Annotated in this window: 18 protein-coding genes; 9 read left to right on the top strand and 9 right to left on the bottom strand. The window is 61.5% G+C overall.

Features of this window, described 5'->3' with window-relative positions; genetic code table 11:
• Window positions 1–82 precede the first annotated feature (82 nt).
• Window positions 83–1111, top strand: coding sequence for a zinc-dependent alcohol dehydrogenase family protein (locus tag ACUTSC_RS01275; protein ID WP_443002440.1), 1029 nt, complete (start codon window positions 83–85; stop codon window positions 1109–1111).
• 7 nt (window positions 1112–1118) lie between these two features.
• Here the strand turns inward: ACUTSC_RS01275 and ACUTSC_RS01270 are convergent, their stop codons facing one another.
• Window positions 1119–2006, bottom strand: a complete 888-nt coding sequence (locus tag ACUTSC_RS01270) for an AraC family transcriptional regulator (RefSeq protein ID WP_227255625.1) — start codon at window positions 2004–2006, stop codon at window positions 1119–1121.
• Window positions 2007–2232: 226 nt separating this feature from the next.
• Here ACUTSC_RS01270 and yqhD point away from each other — a divergent pair, with 226 nt between their 5' ends.
• The 3 genes from yqhD (at window position 2233) to ACUTSC_RS01255 (ending at window position 5256) form a co-directional block, all read left to right on the top strand.
• On the top strand, window positions 2233–3396 hold the full coding sequence (gene yqhD, locus ACUTSC_RS01265) for an alcohol dehydrogenase (RefSeq protein WP_443002439.1): 1164 nt from the start codon (window positions 2233–2235) through the stop codon (window positions 3394–3396).
• Window positions 3397–3683: 287 nt separating this feature from the next.
• A complete protein-coding gene (dkgA, locus tag ACUTSC_RS01260) occupies window positions 3684–4508 on the top strand; it encodes a 2,5-didehydrogluconate reductase DkgA (protein WP_445653038.1) in 825 nt (274 codons plus the stop codon).
• A gap of 142 nt (window positions 4509–4650) precedes the next feature.
• Entirely contained in the window at window positions 4651–5256 is a 606-nt protein-coding gene (locus tag ACUTSC_RS01255; RefSeq protein ID WP_443002438.1) for a transglycosylase SLT domain-containing protein, read from the top strand.
• Between the two features lie 63 nt (window positions 5257–5319).
• On the opposite strand, the gene ACUTSC_RS01250 is transcribed toward ACUTSC_RS01255, so the two are convergent.
• Window positions 5320–7488 (bottom strand): YgiQ family radical SAM protein, encoded by a 2169-nt coding sequence (locus tag ACUTSC_RS01250; protein WP_445653037.1) that lies wholly within the window; start codon window positions 7486–7488, stop codon window positions 5320–5322.
• A gap of 80 nt (window positions 7489–7568) precedes the next feature.
• Window positions 7569–8303: a GntR family transcriptional regulator gene (locus tag ACUTSC_RS01245; RefSeq protein WP_038879436.1), complete on the bottom strand. Its 735-nt coding sequence runs from the start codon at window positions 8301–8303 to the stop codon at window positions 7569–7571.
• Between the two features lie 658 nt (window positions 8304–8961).
• Between ACUTSC_RS01245 and ACUTSC_RS01240 the strand changes: the two genes are divergently transcribed.
• Together ACUTSC_RS01240 and ACUTSC_RS01235 are read left to right on the top strand one after the other, a co-directional pair.
• Window positions 8962–10359 carry a purine-cytosine permease family protein gene (locus ACUTSC_RS01240; RefSeq protein ID WP_025304294.1) on the top strand — a complete coding sequence of 466 codons (1398 nt, stop codon included), beginning with the start codon at window positions 8962–8964 and terminating at the stop codon, window positions 10357–10359.
• A complete protein-coding gene (locus ACUTSC_RS01235; protein WP_094860195.1) occupies window positions 10356–11288 on the top strand; it encodes a PfkB family carbohydrate kinase in 933 nt (310 codons plus the stop codon). Before ACUTSC_RS01240 ends, ACUTSC_RS01235 begins: the two co-directional genes overlap by 4 nt.
• 34 nt (window positions 11289–11322) lie before the next feature.
• Here ACUTSC_RS01235 and ACUTSC_RS01230 read toward each other — a convergent pair whose 3' ends face one another.
• Entirely contained in the window at window positions 11323–12573 is a 1251-nt protein-coding gene (locus ACUTSC_RS01230) for a nucleoside permease (RefSeq protein ID WP_130017285.1), read from the bottom strand.
• 81 nt (window positions 12574–12654) lie between these two features.
• A complete protein-coding gene (xapA, locus tag ACUTSC_RS01225; protein WP_047729825.1) occupies window positions 12655–13476 on the bottom strand; it encodes a xanthosine phosphorylase in 822 nt (273 codons plus the stop codon).
• 137 nt (window positions 13477–13613) lie between these two features.
• On the opposite strand from xapA, the gene ACUTSC_RS01220 reads away from it, so the two are divergent.
• The gene (locus ACUTSC_RS01220) at window positions 13614–14525 is read left to right on the top strand and encodes a LysR family transcriptional regulator (RefSeq protein WP_197767487.1); all 912 of its coding nucleotides are present in this window, start codon (window positions 13614–13616) and stop codon (window positions 14523–14525) included.
• 17 nt (window positions 14526–14542) lie between these two features.
• Here the strand turns inward: ACUTSC_RS01220 and ftsP are convergent, their stop codons facing one another.
• The 4 genes from ftsP to parC all read right to left on the bottom strand — a co-directional run bounded on the left by ftsP (window position 14543) and on the right by parC (window position 19347).
• On the bottom strand, window positions 14543–15958 hold the full coding sequence (ftsP, locus tag ACUTSC_RS01215; RefSeq protein ID WP_063988673.1) for a cell division protein FtsP: 1416 nt from the start codon (window positions 15956–15958) through the stop codon (window positions 14543–14545).
• A 132-nt stretch (window positions 15959–16090) separates the two neighbouring features.
• Window positions 16091–16825 carry a 1-acylglycerol-3-phosphate O-acyltransferase gene (locus tag ACUTSC_RS01210; protein WP_004937266.1) on the bottom strand — a complete coding sequence of 245 codons (735 nt, stop codon included), beginning with the start codon at window positions 16823–16825 and terminating at the stop codon, window positions 16091–16093.
• Between the two features lie 53 nt (window positions 16826–16878).
• Window positions 16879–17070, bottom strand: coding sequence for a hypothetical protein (locus tag ACUTSC_RS01205; RefSeq protein WP_197767488.1), 192 nt, complete (start codon window positions 17068–17070; stop codon window positions 16879–16881).
• 3 nt (window positions 17071–17073) lie between these two features.
• Complete coding sequence (gene parC / locus ACUTSC_RS01200) at window positions 17074–19347, bottom strand: DNA topoisomerase IV subunit A (RefSeq protein ID WP_025304301.1); 2274 nt, start codon at window positions 19345–19347, stop codon at window positions 17074–17076.
• Between the two features lie 315 nt (window positions 19348–19662).
• Here parC and ACUTSC_RS01195 point away from each other — a divergent pair, with 315 nt between their 5' ends.
• Both ACUTSC_RS01195 and ACUTSC_RS01190 read left to right on the top strand, forming a co-directional pair.
• The gene (locus ACUTSC_RS01195) at window positions 19663–20244 is read left to right on the top strand and encodes an NAD(P)H-dependent oxidoreductase (protein WP_445653036.1); all 582 of its coding nucleotides are present in this window, start codon (window positions 19663–19665) and stop codon (window positions 20242–20244) included.
• A 33-nt stretch (window positions 20245–20277) separates the two neighbouring features.
• Window positions 20278–20586: an antibiotic biosynthesis monooxygenase gene (locus ACUTSC_RS01190; protein WP_197767610.1), complete on the top strand. Its 309-nt coding sequence runs from the start codon at window positions 20278–20280 to the stop codon at window positions 20584–20586.
• Window positions 20587–20588 lie beyond the last annotated feature (2 nt).

The raw sequence follows: 20588 nt of genomic DNA, 5'->3' as shown, positions 1-20588 counted from the left end.
CTGCGGAAATCTTATCGCCACTGGCGAACCTCTATCAACGATATTATCGACAGGTCGTTAATCGCTGACTTTGGAGAACATCATGACCGACACGATGCAACGCTGGACGATGGATGCCCTGGGGCGTGAACACCTGCAGTTGACTACCGAAGCAATCCCGCAGCCGGGGCCACACGAGATCAGAGTGAAAGTGAAGGCGGTCGCGCTCAACTACCGCGACAAACTGATGATTGAAAGCGGCATGGGGCTGACGCTGCCACAGGCGTTCACCCCCGCCTCGGACATGGCCGGCGAGGTCGACGCTATCGGCCCCGGCGTCAGCCGTTTCCAACCCGGAGCCCGGGTGATCTCCACCTTCAGCCCCGGCTGGCTCGACGGCCGGCAAAAGCCCTACGGCGATGCGCGCCAGGTGCCTTACCACACCCTCGGCGGCTTCTATCAGGGCGTGCTGGCGGAATATGTGATTTTGCATGAAGACTGGCTGGTGGCGGCGCCGGCGTCGCTGGACGACGTGCAGGCCAGCACCCTGCCGTGCGCCGGGCTGACCGCCTGGTTCGCGCTGGTGGAGCAAGGCAAGCTGCATGCCGGCGAGACGGTGCTGGTGCAAGGCACCGGCGGGGTGGCACTGTTCGCGCTGCAGATCGCCAAAGCGCACGGCGCCGAGGTATATGTGACTTCCGGCAGCGATGAAAAGCTGGCGCGTGCCCAGGCGCTGGGCGCCAGTCACGGCATCAACCGGCTGAACGGTGATTGGGTCGAAGCGGTATATGCGCTGACGCAGGATCGCGGCATCGACCATGTGATCGACACCGTCGGTGGCCCGAATCTGGGCAATTCGGTGCGCGCGGTGGCGGTGGGCGGCCGCATCTCGGTGATCGGCGTGCTGGCGGGCGCCGAGATTTCCGCCCCCGCCGGCCTGCTGCTGCTGAAATCGGCCGAGATCCAGGGCATCGGCGTCGGCCATCGTCGCGCGCTGGAAGATCTGGTGCGCGCCGTGGACGCCGTCAACCTGCAGCCGGTGATCGACCAGGTCTACCGTTTCGATCAGTTGCCGCAGGCGTTGGATCACCTCGATCGCGGGCCGTTCGGCAAGATCGTCCTGGCCCCGTAAACGCGGCTCAGCCTTCCAGCAGTAGCGGATTGGCGTCGCGCAGCCGGGCGACTTCATCGCTCGGCGTCATGCCGAACAGCCGCTTGAATTCACGGCTGAACTGCGACGCGCTCTCGTAACCGACGCGGATCGCCGCCGTGCTGGCCTTCAGGCCGTCATGCACCATCAGCAGGCGCGCCTTATGCAGCCGGTACGACTTCACGTATTGCAGCGGTGAGGTGTTGGTCACCGCCTTGAAGTTGTGGTGGAACGCCGAGACGCTCATGTTGACCTCGCTGGCCAACTGCTCGACGTTGAGGTTATCGGCATATTGATTTTCTATGCGCCGCAGCGCCTTGGCGATCTGACTGAAGTGGGTATGGCGGTTGACCAACTCCTGCAGCGACGCGCCGCAGGTGCCGCGCAGCACGTAGTAGAGGATCTCGCGCACGATCTGCGGCCCCAGCACCCGGGCATCGAGCGGCTTGGCCATCACGTCCAGCAGGCGTTCGGTGGCACACAGCAGCGCTTCCGTCAGCTCGGCCAGGTTCACCCCATTGCTCTCCGCCCGCGGCTGCATCAGGTAGTCGTCGTCGCCGATGTCGATCAGCAAATCCTGCAGCATTTGGGTATCGATATTGACCGCCAACCCAACCAGCGGCAGTTCCGGGCTGGCGAAGGTTTCGCACTCGAACGGCAGCGGCACCGTCATCAGCAGGTAGTTGCGCGGATCGTACTGGAACACCTTGTTGCCGCAATAGCCGACCTTGTGCCCCTGAAAGATGATGACGATCCCCGGTTCGTACATCACCGGTTGACGTGGGCAGTGGCGATCGACATACAGGATCTTCACCCGCGGCACCGGTGACGGCGTGTAGCCGTTGCCGGTGGCGATAGCCATCGCCTGGCGCGCCATGCGGCTGCGCAGCGCATCGATTTCAGTCACGGAAATACCCTCTTACAGTCAGAACGATTCGGCATAAATCATAATTTAAAACTCGCCATTTCTACAGGCAGTTGTAGAAATAGGCAAGAACCAAACAGGAATGTGCATTGTGCGTTGCCGCCAGGTTCCTGACAATACGGGCCAGAAATCTTTGCGCCACTTTGGCGCCCGCCTGACAGAAAGAGAGAAATCATCCATGCAAAACTTCATTCTGCATACCCCAACCAAAATCCTGTTCGGCAAGGACCAAATTGCCGAAGTGGCCGGCCAGATCCCGGCGGACGCACGCATCCTGATCACCTACGGTGGCGGCAGCGTGAAGAAAAATGGCGTGCTTGACCAGGTGTATAGCGCGCTGGCCGGCCGCGACGTGCGGGAGTTCTCCGGCATCGAGCCGAACCCGACTTACGAAACGCTGATGAAAGCGGTCGAGGTGGTGAAGGCGGAAAACATCGATTTCCTGCTGGCGGTCGGCGGCGGTTCGGTGGTTGACGGCACCAAATTCATCGCCGCCGCGGCCCGTTATACCGCCAACGGCGACGCCTGGCATATCCTGCAGACCGTCGGCAGCCACATCGCCGACGCGGTGCCAATGGGCTGCGTGCTGACGCTGCCGGCCACCGGCTCCGAATCCAACAGCGGCGCGGTGATCACCCGTAAAAGCAGCGGCGACAAGCAGCACTTCTTCTCGCCACTGGTGCAGCCGCGCTTCGCCGTGCTGGATCCGGTGGTGACCTACTCGCTGCCGCCGCGCCAGATCGCCAATGGCGTGGTCGACGCCTTCGTACACACCCTGGAGCAGTATCTGACCTACCCGGTCGACGCCAAGGTGCAAGATCGCTTCGCCGAAGGCCTGCTGCTAACCCTGCTGGAGGACGGCCCACGCGCGCTGGCCGAACAGGAAAACTATGCGGTGCGCGCCAACGTGATGTGGAGCGCCACCATGGCGCTGAACGGCCTGATCGGCGCCGGGGTGCCGCAGGACTGGGCGACCCACATGCTGGGCCACGAGCTGACCGCCATGCACGATCTCGACCACGCGCAAACGCTGGCCATCGTACTGCCGGCGCTGCTGCACGAGAAGAAAGCGCAGAAGCGCGAAAAACTGCTGCAGTATGCTGACCGCGTTTGGGGCCTGCGCGAAGGCAGCGAAGACAGCCGTATCGACGGGGCCATCGCCGCCACTCGCGCCTTCTTCGAGCAGATGGGCGTACCGACCCGCATGGCGGATTATCAGCTCGACGGCAGCAGCATTCCGGCGCTGCTCGACAAGCTGCATCAGCACGGCATGACTGCCCTGGGCGAGCATCAGGACATTACCCTGGACGTCAGCCGCCGCATTTATGAAGCGGCGCGTTAATCGCAAAACGGCGATTTTTTGCTAGGCTTTAGTCTCCGTCAGCCATTTTTCACCGCAGCCGGCGCCCGGCCGATCACCGGGCGCCGTCAGGCGCCTTAGCGCGCCGCCGATCGTTTCGCACCAGCCGTCTTACCGCTCATTCACAGGGAGAGCGGGGAGAAAGTCGCCCTCCCGCCACCGCTGAAATTAGGCTGGCAAACCCGGCAACCGCCCATTTTGCCAACTAGAATTTATCTATAGCCGTTTCGGTGCCGCAGGCGCCGCAATCCGTACACAAGGAGATGCGCATGACAACGCAACAACCCATCATCAAACTCCACGATGGTAATCTGATGCCGCAGTTGGGTCTCGGCGTTTGGCAGGCGAGTATTGAAGAGACCACCCGCGCGGTGAGCAAAGCGCTGGAGATCGGTTACCGCTCCATCGACACCGCCGCGATCTACAAGAACGAGGAAGGCGTCGGCGCCGCGCTGCAGTCCAGCTCGCTGCCGCGCAGCGAGCTGTTCATCACCACCAAGCTGTGGAACGACGATCAGGGCGATCCGCTGGCGGCGCTGGAAACCAGCCTGGAGAAGCTAAAACTGGACTATGTGGATCTGTACCTGATCCACTGGCCGCGCCCGCAGCAGGATCAATACGTCTCCGCCTGGCGCGATCTGATCAAACTGCGCGAACAAGGCCTGGTGAAAAGCATCGGCGTATGCAACTTCCATACGCCGCATCTGCAGCGCCTGCTGGATGAAACCAACGTGGCGCCGGTCGTCAACCAGATAGAGCTGCATCCGCTGCTGCAACAGCGCCAGCTGCGCGCCTGGAACGCCACGCACCACATCGCCACCGAATCCTGGAGCCCGCTGGCGCAGGGCGGTGAAGGGGTGTTCGACCATCCGCTGATCAAGGCGCTGGCCGAGAAATACGAGAAAACCCCGGCGCAGATCGTGGTGCGCTGGCACCTGGACAGCGGCCTTATCGTGATCCCGAAATCGGTCACGCCGTCGCGCATCCGCGAAAACTTCGAGGTGTTTGATTTCAAACTCGATAAGGACGAACTGGGCGAGATCGCCAAGCTGGACGTCGGCAACCGCCTCGGGCCGGATCCGGATACCCTGTAATTCCTCCCCAAGCCCTCTCCCGCCGGAGGGGGCTTTTCCTTCCACACATTGCTCCCTTGCGCCGCCTGACGTTATGATGACGACGCCGGAGGCTCCGCCCGCCGGTTACTGCCGTTCAAAAAACAGACAAGCACGGAGCACCATGAAATTCTCTTTCTCACACGGGTTACGGCTGGGCATGCTTTGCGTCATGCTGGTGCTGGCGGGTTGCGCCGGCAAGAAACAGCGCGTCAGCTACGATCGCCACGCTTTCGACAGCGCCATTAAAGACGCCGCCAGCGAATACGGCGTGGACGCCAGGCTGATCACCGCCATGATCCAGGTGGAGTCCGGCTTCAACCCCGCCGCGGTGAGCAGGTCCAACGCTATCGGCCTGATGCAGCTGAAAGCCGATACCGCCGGCTGCGATGCCTACCGCTACAAAGGCAAACGCGGCTGCCCGGACGATGACGATCTGCTGGATCCCGACACCAATATCGATCTCGGTGCCGCCTACCTGGCCACCTTGCAAAAACAGCAGCTTAAAGGGATCGCGAATCCTGTTACGCTGCGCTACGCCACCATCATCGCCTACGTCAACGGCACCGGCGCGCTGCTGCGCACCTTCTCCAGCAACCGTCAGCAGGCCATCGCGATGATCAACAATCTGTCGCCGGAAGCCTTTAACTGGCACGTGCGCAAATACCACCCCGCTCCGCAGGCGCCGCGTCATTTGATGAAAGTGGAAGCCGCCTACGAGCAGCTGTGATGCTCAAAAGTGAAAAGGAGAACCCGAGGGTTCTCCTTTTTGTTTGCGCACGCGTCGTAGCCGTTACGGCTTGGCCTTGCGAATCGGTTTGCGCGGCGGCCGGTTGGACGGCGTGCGCTGCCGATTGATATCGGTATGTTTGGTCAGCGCCGGCCGGGTATGGCGTTGCAGCCGTTTCGCTTCGCGCTGCTCGTCGATGCTCGGCGCCGGCACCAGACACTCGCGGCGGCTGCCGATCAGGTGCTTCAGCCCCATCTCTTCCAGCGCGGCGCGGATCAGCGCCCAGTTGGCCGGATCGTGATAACGCAGCAGCGCCTTGTGCAGCCGGCGCTGACGCTCGCCACGCGGCACCACCACGTCTTCGCTCTTGTACCCCACCTTGCTAAGCGGGTTTTTGCCGCTGTAATACATGGTGGTGGAGTTGGCCATCGGCGAAGGATAGAAGTTCTGCACCTGATCGAGGCGGAAACGGTTCTTCTTCAGCCACAGCGCCAGGTTCACCATGTCTTCATCGCGGGTGCCCGGGTGCGACGAGATGAAGTACGGGATCAGGTACTGCTCTTTGCCCGCCTGCTTCGAATAGTGATCAAACAGCTGCTTGAAGCGATCGTAGCTGCCCATGCCCGGCTTCATCATCTTCGACAGCGGGCCTTCTTCGGTGTGCTCCGGCGCGATCTTCAGGTAGCCGCCGACGTGGTGGGTCGCCAGCTCCTTGATATAGCGCGGATCTTCCACCGCCAGATCGTAACGAACCCCGGAAGCGATCAGGATCTTCTTGATGCCCTCCAGCGAACGCGCACGGCGATACAGTTTGATGGTCGGCTCGTGGTTGGTGTCCATGTAGGTGCAGATCTCCGGATACACGCACGAGGCGCGGCGGCAGGTCTGCTCGGCGCGCGGGTTGGTGCAGCGCAGCATATACATGTTGGCGGTCGGGCCACCGAGATCGGAGATCACGCCGGTAAAGCCCGGCACCTTGTCGCGGATCTCTTCGATTTCGCGAACGATCGAATCTTCCGAACGGCTCTGGATGATGCGCCCTTCGTGCTCGGTGATCGAACAGAACGAGCAGCCGCCGTAGCAACCACGCATGATGTTCACCGAGAAACGGATCATGTCATAGGCCGGAATGCGATCCTGGCCGTAGGACGGATGCGGCACGCGCTGATAAGGCAGCGCGAAGACGCTGTCCATCTCCGGCGTGGTCAGCGGGATCGCCGGCGGGTTGATCCACACGTAGCGGTCACCGTGTCTCTGCATCAGCGCGCGGGCGCAGCCCGGGTTGGTTTCATGGTGCAAAATGCGCGAGGTGTGCGCATACAGCACCTTGTCGCCCTTCACTTTCTCGAAGGACGGCAGCAGCACGTAGGTCTTCTCCCACGGCTTCGGCTTGGCGGCACGCACGGTGACAGGCTTGGCTTCCGGCTCTTTCGGCTTGGCGCCGTCGGCGCACGGCAGATCGTCGCCGTACGGGTTCGGGATAGCTTCGATGCGGCCCGGCTTGTCGAGACGGGTGGAGTCCACGCCGCTCCAGCCCGGCAGCGCTTCTTTACGCATCACCGCGGTATTGCGAATATCGTGGATGTCGCCGATCTTCTCACCGGCGGCCAGGCGATGCGCCACTTCCACCAGCGGGCGTTCGCCGTTGCCGTAGATCAGCATGTCGGCTTTGGAATCCACCAGCACCGAGCGGCGCACGGTATCCGACCAGTAATCGTAGTGGGCGATGCGGCGCAGGCTGGCTTCGATGCCGCCCAGCACGATCGGCACGTCTTTGTAGGCTTCTTTACAACGCTGGCTGTAGACCAGGGTGGCGCGATCCGGGCGCTTGCCGCCGACGTTGCCGGCGGTGTAAGCATCGTCGTGGCGCAGTTTGCGATCGGCGGTATAGCGGTTGATCATCGAGTCCATGTTGCCGGCGGTGATGCCGAAGAACAGGTTCGGTTTCCCCAACCGCATGAAATCTTCTTTGTTGCTCCAGTCCGGCTGCGCGATGATGCCGACGCGGAAGCCCTGCGCTTCCAGCATGCGGCCGATGATCGCCATGCCGAAGCTCGGGTGATCGACATAAGCGTCGCCGCTGATGATGATCACGTCGCAGCTGTCCCAGCCCAGTTGATCCATCTCTGCTCGCGACATCGGTAAAAACGGCGCGGTGCCAAAACATTCAGCCCAATAAGGCTTATAGGAAAACAGTTCACGATCGGGTTGGATCAGGCTGGTGGTGCTCATTCTGCTGCTCTTTTTACAGGTTAATTAATCGCCGGGCGGCGATTATACGCACTAGCAGCAAAAAGAGCATGGTTATTTCGCTAACCGTTCACTTCGAATTCATAAACGTCGCTGCGGCACAAGATATCGCTGAACTCCAGCGCCTCACCCTGGGCGTTGCGGCTGGTTTGGGTGATGTGCAACAACGGCGCGCCGCACGGCACGTTGAGCAGCTCGGCGACCTCGTCGCTGCAGGACACCGCCTTCAGCAGAAAGTGTTTATCTTCAGGCACGATGCCGCGCGATTGCCATAACGCATACAGCGAATGCTCCAGCTGGCCCGGTTCGGGCAGAAAGCGCGGCGGAATATAGGTGGTTTCCAGCGAGACCGGGCTGCCGTTCAGCAAGCGCAAACGCCGCAGTTTGATCACCTCATCCCCCTCCGCCAACCCCAGCGCCGCCGCGGCCTTAGCCGGCGCGCCGACCCGAGTGCGCAGCAACCATCGGTTACTGACGCTGCTGCCGTGGCGCAGCGCCTGAGCGGTGAAACCGCTGTCTTTATCGAGGGAATAGCCGATGCGCATCGCCACGCGGGTGCCCACGCCCTGCTGCCGCGAAATCAGCCCCTTCTCCTCCAGCAGCTTCATCGCCTTGCTGACGGTGACGCGCGACAGCGCCAGGCCTTCCGCCATCTGCCGTTCCGGCGGCAAAAACGCCTCTGCCGCCAGCACCTGCTGCCTGATTGCAGTTTCTATCGCCGTCGCCAGCTGAATATAACGCGGCGCTACCGCCCCCTGCGCCAGATGGCCACGCAGCCAGGCCATAAAATCCGTCATTCGCCCGCCCTCTTACCTATGCCATTTGTCTGGATTTCGTTTTTTATCCTATCGCCGATCCGGCGATAAGCCCCTCACCTTAACTAAAATATCGCTAATGTTTTCAGAGTGGCATCACAATTTTTGCCTAATGGACTTTCATTGGATCTAGATCGCGCGTAATCTGTGCTTATTGATGTTGATACATCAATCGCACCAACACCAGGGACCCACTTTAAAAACAATAAAAAACCCGCTGCCAGCCCTAAAGGATACCCTTGATGGCCGGTAGCGGGGATATACTGTCAGCACAAACGGCCGAGAATAAGCAACGTAGCTAATGGATAGCTTGCTCACTGCTCATAGCCACATCACAGGATCCCCTTGCGGTGGGCGCAACGGATCGATGTCGGCAAATAGAAACGTTCCCGCTTCGCCAAACCCCGCTGCAGACCCACTCTTTGACTACACTCATTGGCGCCGTGCGGCCGACGTGCCTCACCCGATAAGGCGGATACCGCCCTCACTTTGACAGACCCGGCGGTATCAGCCGCTACACACTGCGCGGAATCGGCGTCTTCACCGACAACGGAATAGCCGGCGTCAACCGCGCCAACGGAATCGATTTTCAGTCAACTGCGGCGGCCCTCGCGGCCCTGCGCTACAGGGATCATTTGCTATGACCGATATCAATCGCAATGAAGCATGGAAGGTAGAAAGCACCGGTATCGATCGGGTGCCGGACGCGGAACAGACCGGCAAGCCCATCGAGCTGTTTTGGATCTGGTCGGCGGCCAATATCGGCATTCTCGGCGTGGTGTACGGCGCCATTATCGTCGGCTTCGGCTTATCCTTCCTGCAATCGGTACTCGCCGCGCTGGTCGGCGTCGCCAGCTTCGTGCTGGTCGGCCTCACCAGCTTCGCCGGCAAGCGCGGGCGCACCTCTACGCTGACGCTCTCGCGGGTGATTTTCGGCCTGAAGGGCAACGTGGCGCCCACCCTGTTCAGTTGGATCAACCTGATGGGCTGGGAAGCGGTCAATGTGATCACCGGCACCCTGACGCTGGCGGCGCTGTTCGAGGCCTTCGGGTTGGGTAGCAGCCACCTGCTGACCGCGCTCAGCCTGCTGCTGTTCGGCGGGCTCACTGTCGTCGTCAGCCTGCTGGGGCAAAATACCGTGGTCTGGATGCAAAGCTGGTTCAGCCGCATCTTCGGCACCATGACGCTGATCGTGGTGCTCTATATCCTGTTCAACACCGAGTGGAGCCAGGTGCTGGCGCTGCCTTCCGGCAGCTGGTTGACCGGCTTCCTGCCGGCGGTATCGGTGATCGCCGCCGGCACCGGCATCAGCTGGGCGATTGCCGGCGCCGATTACAGCCGCTATCAAAGCCCGAGCTCGTCGAGCAAAAGCATTTTCGCCGCGGTAATGGGCGGCGCCTGTTTGCCGCTGATGCTGCTGATGCTGGCCGGCATCCTGCTTTCCGTGCAGCTGCCCGATCTGGCCAGCGCCGCCAACCCCATCGCGCTGATAGGCTCCGTGCTGCCCGCCTGGATGGCGATCCCTTATCTGCTGGCCGCCACCGCCGGTATCGTCACCATCGCGGTGCTCAGCCTGTATTCCGCCAGCCTTAACCTGCTGACCATCGGCGTGCAGGTCAAACAGTGGCTGGCGGTGTCGATCGACGCGGTCGTAGTGCTGGGCATCGCCCTGTATGTGCTGTTCATCTCCGGCGATTTCATGGGGCCGTTCATCTCCTTCCTGGTGTTCTGCGGCGTCTTCCTGGCGGCCTGGGAGGCGATTTTCCTGCTCGATTACCTGTGCCTGCGCCGCCGCCACGGGTATGATGGCAACGCTTTGTACGGCCTGCATGGCCAGAACCGCGGCGTGCGCAAAGCCCCGCTGTTCTGCTGGTTCCTCGGTGCCCTGTGCGGCCTGCTGGTCACCAAAACCGGTTTTATCGACGGCCCGCTGGCCAAAGGCTTGTTCGCCGATTCCAGCCTGGGGCTGTTTGTGTCGTTCGCGGTGAGTCTGATCGCTTACGGTCTGTACCTGACCCAACGCAGAGAACATCAATGAGTGAGTGGGAAGCTGTAACACCTGTCCTGGTTATTGGGGGCGCAGTCGGCGATCTGGTGATGACGCTGCCGCGCCTGCCGACCAGCGGCGAAGATATCGAAGCCCAGCCGCAGGCGCGGCAAATCGGCGGCTGCGCGTTCAATGTGGCGCGCGCGCTGGTGCGCCTGGAAACGCCGGTGATTAACGGCATGCCGGTTGGCAACGGCGAATGGGGCGCGGCTGCCGAAGCCGCCATGGGCGAGCTGGGGCTGGAGGTACTGTTGCGCCACGGCCAGATGGACAACGGCTGGTGCCTGGCGCTGGTGGAGCCGAACGGCGAACGCACCTTCATCACGGTTTCCGGCTGCGAAAGCCAATGGAATAAAGCGCAGCTGGCGACGCTGCCGCTGACAGAGCACACCCTGATCTACGCCAGCGGCTACGAGCTGGCGGGCGAAAGCGGCGAAGCGCTGCGCGAGTGGCTGACGCGCATGCCGTTCGACCAACCGCGCCTGATCGATCCCGGCCCGCGCATCGCTCAGCTCAGCGAAGATTTCTTCGCCATGCTCAGCGACAGCCACACCCTATTGACGCTCAACCGCGACGAAGTGGCCGCGCTGTGTGGCGCCGGTGACGCCGTAGAGGCCGCGCAGCGCTATGCCGCCGCCCGTAACCTGACGCTGATCTGCCGCCTGGATCGCGACGGCGCGTGGATCTGCGACGGCCGTACGCCGCCGCTGCACGTTCCCGCCTATCCGGTAGACGTGGTCGACACCATCGGCGCGGGCGATGCCCACTGCGCCGGTTTACTGGCGGGCCTGTCTGCCGGCTGGCCGCTGCCGCAGGCGGTCGATCTGGCCAACCGGGTCGCCGCTTGCGTGGTGGCCAGCCTCGGCGCCGCCAATCCGCCCGACCGGCAGCAGCTGCAACAGCGCTTCCCGCAGGCCTGACGTTTCAAGGCGCCGTCACGCGGCGCCTTCTGCCTTACTGCGCCGCCGCCGCGCTCTCCTGCGGCGGGTGGCGATAGTTGAAGCTCAACGCGAACACGATCCCCAGCACCAGCGTATACAGCGCAAACACCAGCCAGATGCTCTGCCAGTCTTTCACGCCGTCATGGCTGAAGAAGTCCACCACCTCGCCGCTGGCAAGCGCCCCCAGATAGGCGCCCAACCCGTTCACCATGGTCATGAACAGCCCCTGCGCGCTGGCGCGGATGCGGTGATCGGCCTCTTTCTCGACGAAGATGGCACCGGAGATATTAAAGAAGTCGAACGCACAGCCGTAGACGATCATCGACAACAGCAGCAGAACGAAACCAAAGCCAACCGGCGTGCCGTAAGCCAGGAACAGGAAACGCAGCGTCCAGGCCGCCATGCTGATCAGCATCACCTGCTTGATGCCGTAACGGCGCAGGAAGAAGGGAATGGTGAGGATAAAGAACACTTCGGAGATCTGCGACAGCGACAGCAGCACCGCCGGATACCGGACGCTGAGGCTGTCCTGATACAGCGGATTGAGCGACAGATCGTGCAGGAACGGGTTGCCGAAGGTATTGGTTATCTGCAGCGCCGCGCCAAGCAACATGGCGAACAGGAAAAACAGCGCCATGCGCCGCTGGCGGAACAGCACCAGCGCATCCAGCCCCAGCACGCTCACCCAGCTCTTCGACTCGGCCGCGCGGTTGGTCGGGCAGCGCGGCAGCGTCAGCGAATAAGCGGACAGCAGCAGCGACGCCGCAGAAGCCAGGTACAGCTGCAGATTGCTGAGCTCGATTTGGCTGAAACCGACCAGCCACATCGCCAGAATGAACCCCACCGTGCCGTACACCCGCACCGGCGGAAAGTCCTTCACCGTGTCAAAGCCGTGCTTCTCGAGGCAAAAATAGGAAATGGCGTTGGAGAGCGCGATGGTCGGCATGTAGACCATGGCGTTGAACAGCATCACCCAGAACATCAGCATCGGTTGCTCGACCTGCGCCGCGCAGTACAGCGCCAGCGCCCCGAGCAGGTGGCAAAGCGCATACAGAGAGTTGGCCTTCATCCACCGATCGGCAATGATGCCCGCCAGCCCCGGCATGATCAGCGCAGCGATGCCTTTGGCGCTGTAAACCATCCCCACCTGCATGCCGCTGAAATGCAGCGTGTTGATCATGTAGGAGCCCAGCGTGACCAGCCAGGCACCCCAGATAAAGAACTGCAGGAAAATCATGACTTTCAATCGTGTTTTTATCGCCATCGCCATCACCTTGTTATTATGCTTTCAACGATGATTGATGCGGCAGGCCCCCTGCAGCCCGCCGCCGGTTTGCTTGCGCTATTACAGCGTTTTGAACAGCTCGCGGATCAGGCGCATGAAATCGTCCGCCGCCAGTGCCGCGCAGCTGAGCGTTTGTTCATGGGAAAGCGGCGTATCCGACAGCCCTTCGGCATAGTTGGTCATCGCAGACACCACCAGCACCTTGAGGCCGCAGTGGCGCGCCGTCAGGACTTCCGGCACGATCGACATGCCCACCACGTCGCAGCCCAGGGTCTGCATCATGCGGATCTCCGCCGGCGTTTCGAAATTCGGCCCGGTGTAGGCGGCGAATACCCCTTCCGCCAGCGGGATGCCCGCGCTTTCGGCCACCGCCGCCAGCTGGGCGCGCAGATCGCGATCGTAGGCGTTTGCCAGGCTGAAGAAGCGCGGCCCAAAGCGCTCGTCGTTGGCGCCGACCAGCGGCGATTCCGGCATGAAGTTGATGTGATCGGTAATGGCCACCAGGCTGCCCGGCGCCACCGAGCGGCGCAGCGAACCGGCGGCGTTGGTCGCCAGCAGGAATTCGCAGCCCAGCAGTTTGAAGGTGCGCACCGCGGTGGTCATCACCTGCATGCCGCGCCCTTCATAGAAATGACCGCGCCCTTTCATGCACAATACCGGCACGCCTTCCAGCTTGCCGGCGACCAGTTGCCCGGCATGGCCGGCGACGCCGCTCACCGGAAAGCCCGGCAGCTCCGCGTAGTCGATGGTGACGGTTTCAGTCATCACCTCCGCCAGGGCGCCAAGCCCGGAGCCGAGAATCAAGGCCGCTTTCGGCTGGAAACCCGGCAGGCGTGCGCGGACAACATCGGCGCAGGTAAAAGCATCTTCTTGATTAAACATCGTATTCTCTCTTTCAGCAGGGGACAATAATCCCCATAGTAGAGAGCGAGGCGCGGCCGAGACCAATACATTCTTGGCGGCCGATTTATTCCATTTACCTATAAGTTGAGCTGCGTCACAAGGAGACGATATCCCGGATGAATCAGCCCCATGCCCTGCCCGATCCCGGCCGGATTAACTTCCGCCTGCTGCACTATTTCCGCGTGGTGGCGGAAGAGATGAATTTCACCCAGGCGGCTCGGCGGCTGAATATGTCACAGCCGCCGCTCAGCAAGCACATCAAGGAGCTGGAGAGTCAGCTCGGGGTGGTGCTGTTCAAACGCACCACCCGCTCCATGACGCTGACGCCGGCCGGCCGCACGCTGCTGCGCAACGTCGAGCGGCTGCTGGATCAGGCCGACAGCGCGCTGCATCAGGTGCAACAGATGGGGCGCGGCGAAGGTGGCCATATGGTGGTCGGCATGGTCGGCACCTCGGCCTGGGGCGGCCTGATCGCGGCGCTGCGGCGGTTCAGCGAGCAAAACGCCGGCGTCACCTGGTCGTTGAACGAGCTGACGCCCAGCCAGCAAATCGCCGCGCTGCAAAAGCGGCATATCGATATCGGGGTCTGGCGAGAGGCGCAGCAGCAGACGCTGCCGGGGTTGACCTGCCAACGGTTGGCGTGCGAAAGCATCGCCGTGGTGCTGCCGATCGCTCATCCGCTGGCGCAGCAGGAAAACATCCCGCTGGCGGCGCTGCAGAACGATAGCTTCATCGTGCTGCCGCCGCATGAGGCCAGCCTGGGGCTGTATCTGCACAATCTGTGTCTGCAGCAGGGATTCTTGCCGGACGTCGCTTATCAGGTCAACGAGCCGCAAACCCTGCTGGCGCTGGTGGCGGAAGGCTGCGGCATTACGCTGCTGCCGGACAGCTACGGCCGCATTCCGTGGCCCGGCGTGCGCTTTTGCTCGCTGCAACAGGCGCCGCCGGCGGATCTGTATGCGGTTTACCGCGCCGACAGCGTCACGCCGGTGGTGCAGGCCTTCCTGGAGATGCTGCGGGCGCCGTAAGCGGCCCGCAGCGCAGATTACATCGTCGGCTGCACCATCAGCTGGCCGGCAGTGCCGCGATCGGCCATTTCCAGCGTCTGGCTGTAATACAGGAACGGGAAGTGTTCGGAGGTAGGTTGGTTGAAATACACCAGCAGCTCAACGTCGCCATCGACCCAGACGGTGTCCTTCCAGCCGCGATCTTCCGCCATCGGCTGCGCGCCGTTGACACGTTTGATCAGGAATTGCACGCCCTGAATATGGAACGACTGCGGCGTATCCGCATGAATGTTCCAGCGTTCCCAGGTGCCTTGCTGCGCCTGCACGTCGATGCGGTTCATGTCCCAAATCGCGCCGTTGATGCCGACGCCGCCGTCGCCCAGGCGGAAATCGCGGGTGCGGCTGGCGCTGCCGTCCAACAGCTGATCCGCCAGCAGACGCATCGGCAGGTTGTCGGTCACCAGCGGCAGCAGGCCGGTCGGGCGCAGCGTCAGCACCTGGGTGGACACCAAAATGCTCGACGGCTCGAACAGGCCGCGCAGGCGATCCATGATGCCCGCCGCTTCACCGGCGGTGATGGTCACCTCCTCGCCCTTCGACATGTCGATCAGCACTTCCCGGCGTTCGCCCGGCGCCAGCGACAGCTGCTGCACCGCGACCGGCGCAGGCAGGAAGCCCTGATCGCTGGCGATCACGTTGAACGGCCGTCCGTCGCTGAGCTGCAAGGTATAGCGGCGCGCGTTGGAGGCGTTCAACAGGCGCAAACGCACCCAGCCGCGCGACACCTCGACATAGGGGTTTTGCACGCCGTTGACCAACAGCGTATCGCCGACGAAACCGCCCTGCGACGGCGCATCGTATTGCGGCGTGCCGAAGTTATCGAAGCGCTTGTCCTGAATGATCAGCGGAAAATCGTCGACACCATAGTGGTTGGGCAGCGGCAGCGCTTTGCTGACGGCATCCTCCACCAGCCACAGCCCGGCCAGCCCGTTGTAAACGTGCGGCGCCATGCGGTTCGGCGTGTTGGCGTGGTACCAACAGGTGGCCGCCGCCTGGCGAATAGGCAGCACCGGCGACCAGTCGACGTTGGGCGACATCATGCGCGGCGCACCGCCCATCAATGTGCCCGGTACCTGCAGACCGCTGATGGTCATCGCCACCGGCTCCTGCAGGCGGTTGCTGTAGATCAGTTTGACGTCGTCACCGCTGTAAACCCGCACCGTCGGCCCCAAATACATGCCGTTGATGCCCCACACCGCCGCTTTACGGTTATCCATAAACGCCCAGTGGGCGCGCTGCAGGGTCAGGAACAGCGGCTGACCGCGGCGCGACTCCAGCAGTGGAGGGATGGGTAATGGGGTCTGCGTTCCGCTCGCCTCTGCCCTCAGCGGCACGGCGCCCGCGCACAGCGCCAGGCCCGATGCCTGTAAAAACTGACGTCGACTGAGTGACATATTTTCTCCATGAAAAGCAATAACTAAACCGTGTGCAAAACCCAAACGCCCGCCAATCAAGATTAGCAGGCGCTCAGGCGTTAACGGCGCTGAACGCCAATTAAAAACGTATTCTTTGAAGCCGGTAGACTCTTATTTTTTGGCGGCGTTGCGCTGGGCGACTTCGGCGTCCAATTCGGCGATCTTCGCCTCCATCAGCTCGCGGCAATGGGCCGCCAGCTCGCGCACGTTTTCTTTGCCGTATTTGCTGGTATCCACCGGCGCCAACATCTCGACGATCACATGACCGTTATTCCAGCGATTAAGATTTATATTACCGCTGGTGGTCGATACGCAGATCGGCACAATCGGCACGCCGGCGGCGATGGCCGCGTGGAACGCGCCGGTTTTAAACGGCATCAGCCCGCGACCGCGGCTGCGGGTCCCTTCCGGGAACATCCAGATCGAAATGTCTTTCTTTTTGAACTGCTCCGCCACCTGGGCGATGGTGCCGTGCGCCTTGGCGCGATTATCACGATCTATCAGCAGATTACCGGTCAGCCAATACAGCGGGCCGAAAAACGGGATCCACACCAGACTTTTTTTACCGACGGTCACGGTGCGCGGCTGCACGATATTCGAGGCCGTCACCATGTCGTAGTTATTTTGGTGGTTGGCGATATAGATGCAGTTGCCGTTGTTGGCCGCATCGGCCGGCACGCGGGTTTCAACCTTGATGCCGAACAGCGTCGACAGGCGGCCGAAAAGGTGGCCGAAGGTCGCCACATGGCGGGGATTGCGCGGGCTGAACAAGCAATAAACAGAACCGAAAATACACACCAGAATACAGAAAAGAGTGGCGAGAACGGCACGCAAAATCAATAACATAACAACCTCATTAGCACACTGCCAACGCAGTTCACTTCGCTGCGCAGATTCCTTTACTCATTATTTGCCGGCCAGGCGATAAGCACGCCGATATGTCGCCTGCCTTTCTCGCTATTTTCCCGCCAGCCGGCAGTACGCACAATAATTTTATGCGCAGAAATGTTAACTATTTGGAAAATAAACGCCAGCAAAAATAAATAAGGCGGCCACAGCATGCTGCGACCGCCCGTTAACGCTAACGCCAACGCTTACTCTTCGCTGTCGCCGCCCGACGCCCGCACCGGCGCATCCACTTCGACGCGATCGATGCGCTGCAGGCCGCGCGGCAGTTGGGTGCCCTTGCGGCCGCGCTCCGCACGGAACTTCTGCAGATCCTCCGGTCGCAGCGTCAGCTTGCGTTTGCCGACGTGCAGCGTGACGGACGCCTGCGGCGGCAGCACGAACAGCCAGGCCAGCTTGTCTTCACCGGCCGCCGCCTGGGCTGCCGGAATCGAGACGATCTTGTTGCCTTTGCCCTTCGACAGCTGCGGCAGATCGGCAACCGGGAACATCAGCATGCGCCCGGCGGCGGTGATCGACAGCAGCATGTCGTCTGCGCCGTGGATCTCCATCGGCGGCAGCGCCCTGGCGTTGTCCGGCAGCGTAATCATCACCTTGCCTGCGCGATTGCGCGCCACCAAATCGTTGAAGGTGCAAACGAAGCCGTAACCGGCATCGGACGCCATCAGCAGCTTCTGATCGTCGGCCGCCATCAGCACCTGCTCAATAGTGGCGCCCGGCGGCGGCGTCAGCTTGCCGGTCAGCGGCTCGCCCTGCCCGCGCGCCGAAGGCAGCGTCATCGGATCGAGCGCATAGCTGCGCCCGGTGGAGTCGATGAATACCACCGGCTGGTTGCTCTTGCCGCGCGCCGCGCCGCGGAAGCTGTCGCCGGCCTTGTAGCTCAGGCCGGCCGGATCGATGTCGTGGCCCTTGGCGCTGCGCACCCAGCCCATTTCCGACAGCACGATGGTCACCGGCTCGGACGGCACGAAGTCGTGCTCGCTCATCGCCTTGGCTTCCGCGCGCTCAGTCAGCGGCGAACGACGATCGTCGCCGTAGGTCTGCGCATCGGCCTGGATCTCTTTCTTAATCAGCGTGTTCAGCTTGCGTTCGGACGCCAGCAGCGCCTGCAGCTGATCGCGCTCTTTCGCCAGCTCATCCTGCTCACCGCGGATCTTGACCTCTTCCAGCTTGGCCAGGTGACGCAGTTTCAGCTCGAGGATCGCTTCCGCCTGGGTATCGGAGATGCCGAAACGCTGCATCAGCACCGGCTTCGGCTCATCCTCGCTGCGAATGATGTGGATCACCTCGTCGATATTGAGGAACGCCACCAGCAAACCTTCGAGGATATGCAGGCGTTTCAGCACTTTCTCGAGGCGGTAGTTCAGGCGGCGGCGCACCGTGTCGCGACGGTAGGCCAGCCATTCGGTGAGGATCTCCACCAGCCCTTTGACCTGCGGGCGGTTATCCAGACCGATCATATTCATGTTGATGCGGTAGCTGCGTTCCAGATCGGTGGTGGCAAACAGGTGGTTCATCACCTGTTCCAGATCGATGCGGTTGGAGCGCGGCACGATCACCAGACGCGTCGGGTTTTCGTGGTCGGATTCATCGCGCAGATCTTCGACCATCGGCAGCTTCTTGGCGCGCATCTGGCTGGCGATCTGCTCCAGCACCTTGGCGCCGGACACCTGATGCGGCAAGGCGGTGATCACCGCGCTGCCGTCTTCTTTCTTCCACACGGCGCGCATGCGCACCGAGCCGCGGCCGCTCTGGTAAATTTTGCGGATTTCGTCGCGCGGGGTAATGATCTCGGCTTCGGTCGGGAAGTCCGGCCCCTGCACGAATTCGAGCAGGTCATCGAGTGAGGCGCCCGGCTTGTCGAGCAGCGCCACCGCCGCGGCGGCGACTTCGCGCACGTTGTGCGGCGGAATGTCGGTCGCCATGCCGACGGCAATGCCGGTGGTGCCGTTCAGCAGGATGTTCGGCAGGCGCGCCGGCAACATCTTCGGCTCTTGCAGCGTGCCGTCAAAGTTCGGGATCCAGTCGACGGTGCCCTGCCCCAGCTCGGCCAGCAGCACTTCGGCGTATTTGGATAGGCGGGATTCGGTATAACGCATCGCCGCAAACGACTTGGGATCGTCCGGCGCCCCCCAGTTCCCCTGGCCGTCCACCAGCGGATAGCGGTACGAGAACGGCTGCGCCATCAGCACCATGGCCTCATAACACGCGCTGTCGCCGTGCGGGTGGTATTTACCCAGCACGTCGCCCACGGTACGGGCGGATTTCTTGAATTTGGCGCTGTTGTTCAGCCCCAGCTCAGACATGGCGTAGATGATGCGGCGTTGTACCGGCTTCAAGCCGTCGCCAATGTACGGCAACGCCCGATCCATGATGACGTACATGGAATAGTTCAGATAGGCGTTTTCAGTGAATGTGTGCAGCGGTAAACGCTCTACACCGTCATGAGTCAGATCACTCATTACTCAATTATCCTCAGACCGTGGCTTGGCAATCCCTGGACGACAATAAGGCATCGCTTGTCGATTCTGCCCGCGATAGTAACCCATCTGCGGGGTGGCTGTCACAGTTGGCGCAAGGATCGCCGGCCGAAGGCGCTGTCGCCGGGGCGTTTAGGCAAAACTCCACCGTTATTGTTGATTAAGAATCAAGACTGTTGTGCCTGCCGTCACGTTTTTACTTGCCTGGCCAACGATTACACTCTCGTTCAGCAAGCTGTTTTTGCGCACCGCAGCGGAAAACGGCATCTATCTTAACTCTGACGGGAGCCGCAAAAGATGAGCAATATCCTGATTATCAACGCTAAAAAGCAATTCGGCCATTCCAACGGCGAACTCAACCAAACCCTGAGCGACGTGGCGGAAAGCTTCCTGCGCGATCTGCAGCACGATGTGCAGGTCACGGTGGTCGACGACGGCTATGACATCGAAGCCGAAGTACAGAAATACCTGTGGGCCGATGCGGTCATCTATCAGATGCCGGGTTGGTGGATGGGCGAGCCGTGGATCCTGAAAAAATACATCGACGAAGTGTTCACCGCCGGCCACGGCAGCCTGTACGCCAGCGATGGCCGCACCCGCTCCGACGCCGGCAAGAAGTACGGTTCCGGCGGCCTGATTCAGGGCAAAAAATACCTGCTGAGCCTGACCTGGAACGCCCCGCTCGAGGCTTTCACCGATCCGAACCAGTTCTTCCACGGCGTCGGCTTCGACGGCGTCTACCTGCACTTCCACAAGGCCAACCAGTTCCTGGGGATGGAAGCCTTGCCGACCTTTATCTGCAATGACGTGATAAAACAACCGGATATCGAAACGGACATCGCACGTTATCGCGAGCATCTGGCGGAAATTTTTGCTTAACTGGCAGCGAAGGGCTTAACCAACGAGGTAATGATGATCACCGTAATCGCAGAAATCAAAGTCAAACCCGGCCACCGCGCCACCGTGTTACAAACCATTGAAAAACTGGTGCCGCTGGTGCTGGCGGAAGAAGGCTGCGGCGAATACACGCCGATGGTAGACAGCCACACCCAAGCCCCCTGGCAGAAACTGTCGCCGGACTCGGTGTTTATGCTGGAAAAATGGCAAAGCCAGGCGCATCTGGAAAAACACCTGCAGATCGACCATATGCTCAAGCACCGCGAGACCATCAAGGACTACGTGCTAGGCACCGAGATCTACGTGCTGGAAAACGCGCTGTAATC

It is taken from the genome of Serratia sp. TSA_105.2 (genome assembly GCF_052692115.1).
The sequence above is the reverse complement of the archived record's forward strand: the minus strand, read 5'-3'. Positions and strand labels throughout refer to the sequence as shown.

Coding starts and splice junctions, on each gene's coding strand:
- ACUTSC_RS01255 (WP_443002438.1), top strand. CDS start 4,651: ATGAAATTCTCTTTCTCACACGGGTTACGGCTGGGCATGCTTTGCGTC.
- ACUTSC_RS01270 (WP_227255625.1), bottom strand. CDS start 2,006: ATGGCGCGCCAGGCGATGGCTATCGCCACCGGCAACGGCTACACGCCG.
- ftsP (WP_063988673.1), bottom strand. CDS start 15,958: ATGTCACTCAGTCGACGTCAGTTTTTACAGGCATCGGGCCTGGCGCTG.
- ACUTSC_RS01210 (WP_004937266.1), bottom strand. CDS start 16,825: ATGTTATTGATTTTGCGTGCCGTTCTCGCCACTCTTTTCTGTATTCTG.
- xapA (WP_047729825.1), bottom strand. CDS start 13,476: ATGTTTAATCAAGAAGATGCTTTTACCTGCGCCGATGTTGTCCGCGCA.
- ACUTSC_RS01220 (WP_197767487.1), top strand. CDS start 13,614: ATGAATCAGCCCCATGCCCTGCCCGATCCCGGCCGGATTAACTTCCGC.
- ACUTSC_RS01250 (WP_445653037.1), bottom strand. CDS start 7,488: ATGAGCACCACCAGCCTGATCCAACCCGATCGTGAACTGTTTTCCTAT.
- ACUTSC_RS01195 (WP_445653036.1), top strand. CDS start 19,663: ATGAGCAATATCCTGATTATCAACGCTAAAAAGCAATTCGGCCATTCC.
- ACUTSC_RS01275 (WP_443002440.1), top strand. CDS start 83: ATGACCGACACGATGCAACGCTGGACGATGGATGCCCTGGGGCGTGAA.
- dkgA (WP_445653038.1), top strand. CDS start 3,684: ATGACAACGCAACAACCCATCATCAAACTCCACGATGGTAATCTGATG.
- ACUTSC_RS01190 (WP_197767610.1), top strand. CDS start 20,278: ATGATCACCGTAATCGCAGAAATCAAAGTCAAACCCGGCCACCGCGCC.
- yqhD (WP_443002439.1), top strand. CDS start 2,233: ATGCAAAACTTCATTCTGCATACCCCAACCAAAATCCTGTTCGGCAAG.
- ACUTSC_RS01245 (WP_038879436.1), bottom strand. CDS start 8,303: ATGACGGATTTTATGGCCTGGCTGCGTGGCCATCTGGCGCAGGGGGCG.
- ACUTSC_RS01235 (WP_094860195.1), top strand. CDS start 10,356: ATGAGTGAGTGGGAAGCTGTAACACCTGTCCTGGTTATTGGGGGCGCA.
- parC (WP_025304301.1), bottom strand. CDS start 19,347: ATGAGTGATCTGACTCATGACGGTGTAGAGCGTTTACCGCTGCACACA.
- ACUTSC_RS01230 (WP_130017285.1), bottom strand. CDS start 12,573: ATGGCGATAAAAACACGATTGAAAGTCATGATTTTCCTGCAGTTCTTT.
- ACUTSC_RS01240 (WP_025304294.1), top strand. CDS start 8,962: ATGACCGATATCAATCGCAATGAAGCATGGAAGGTAGAAAGCACCGGT.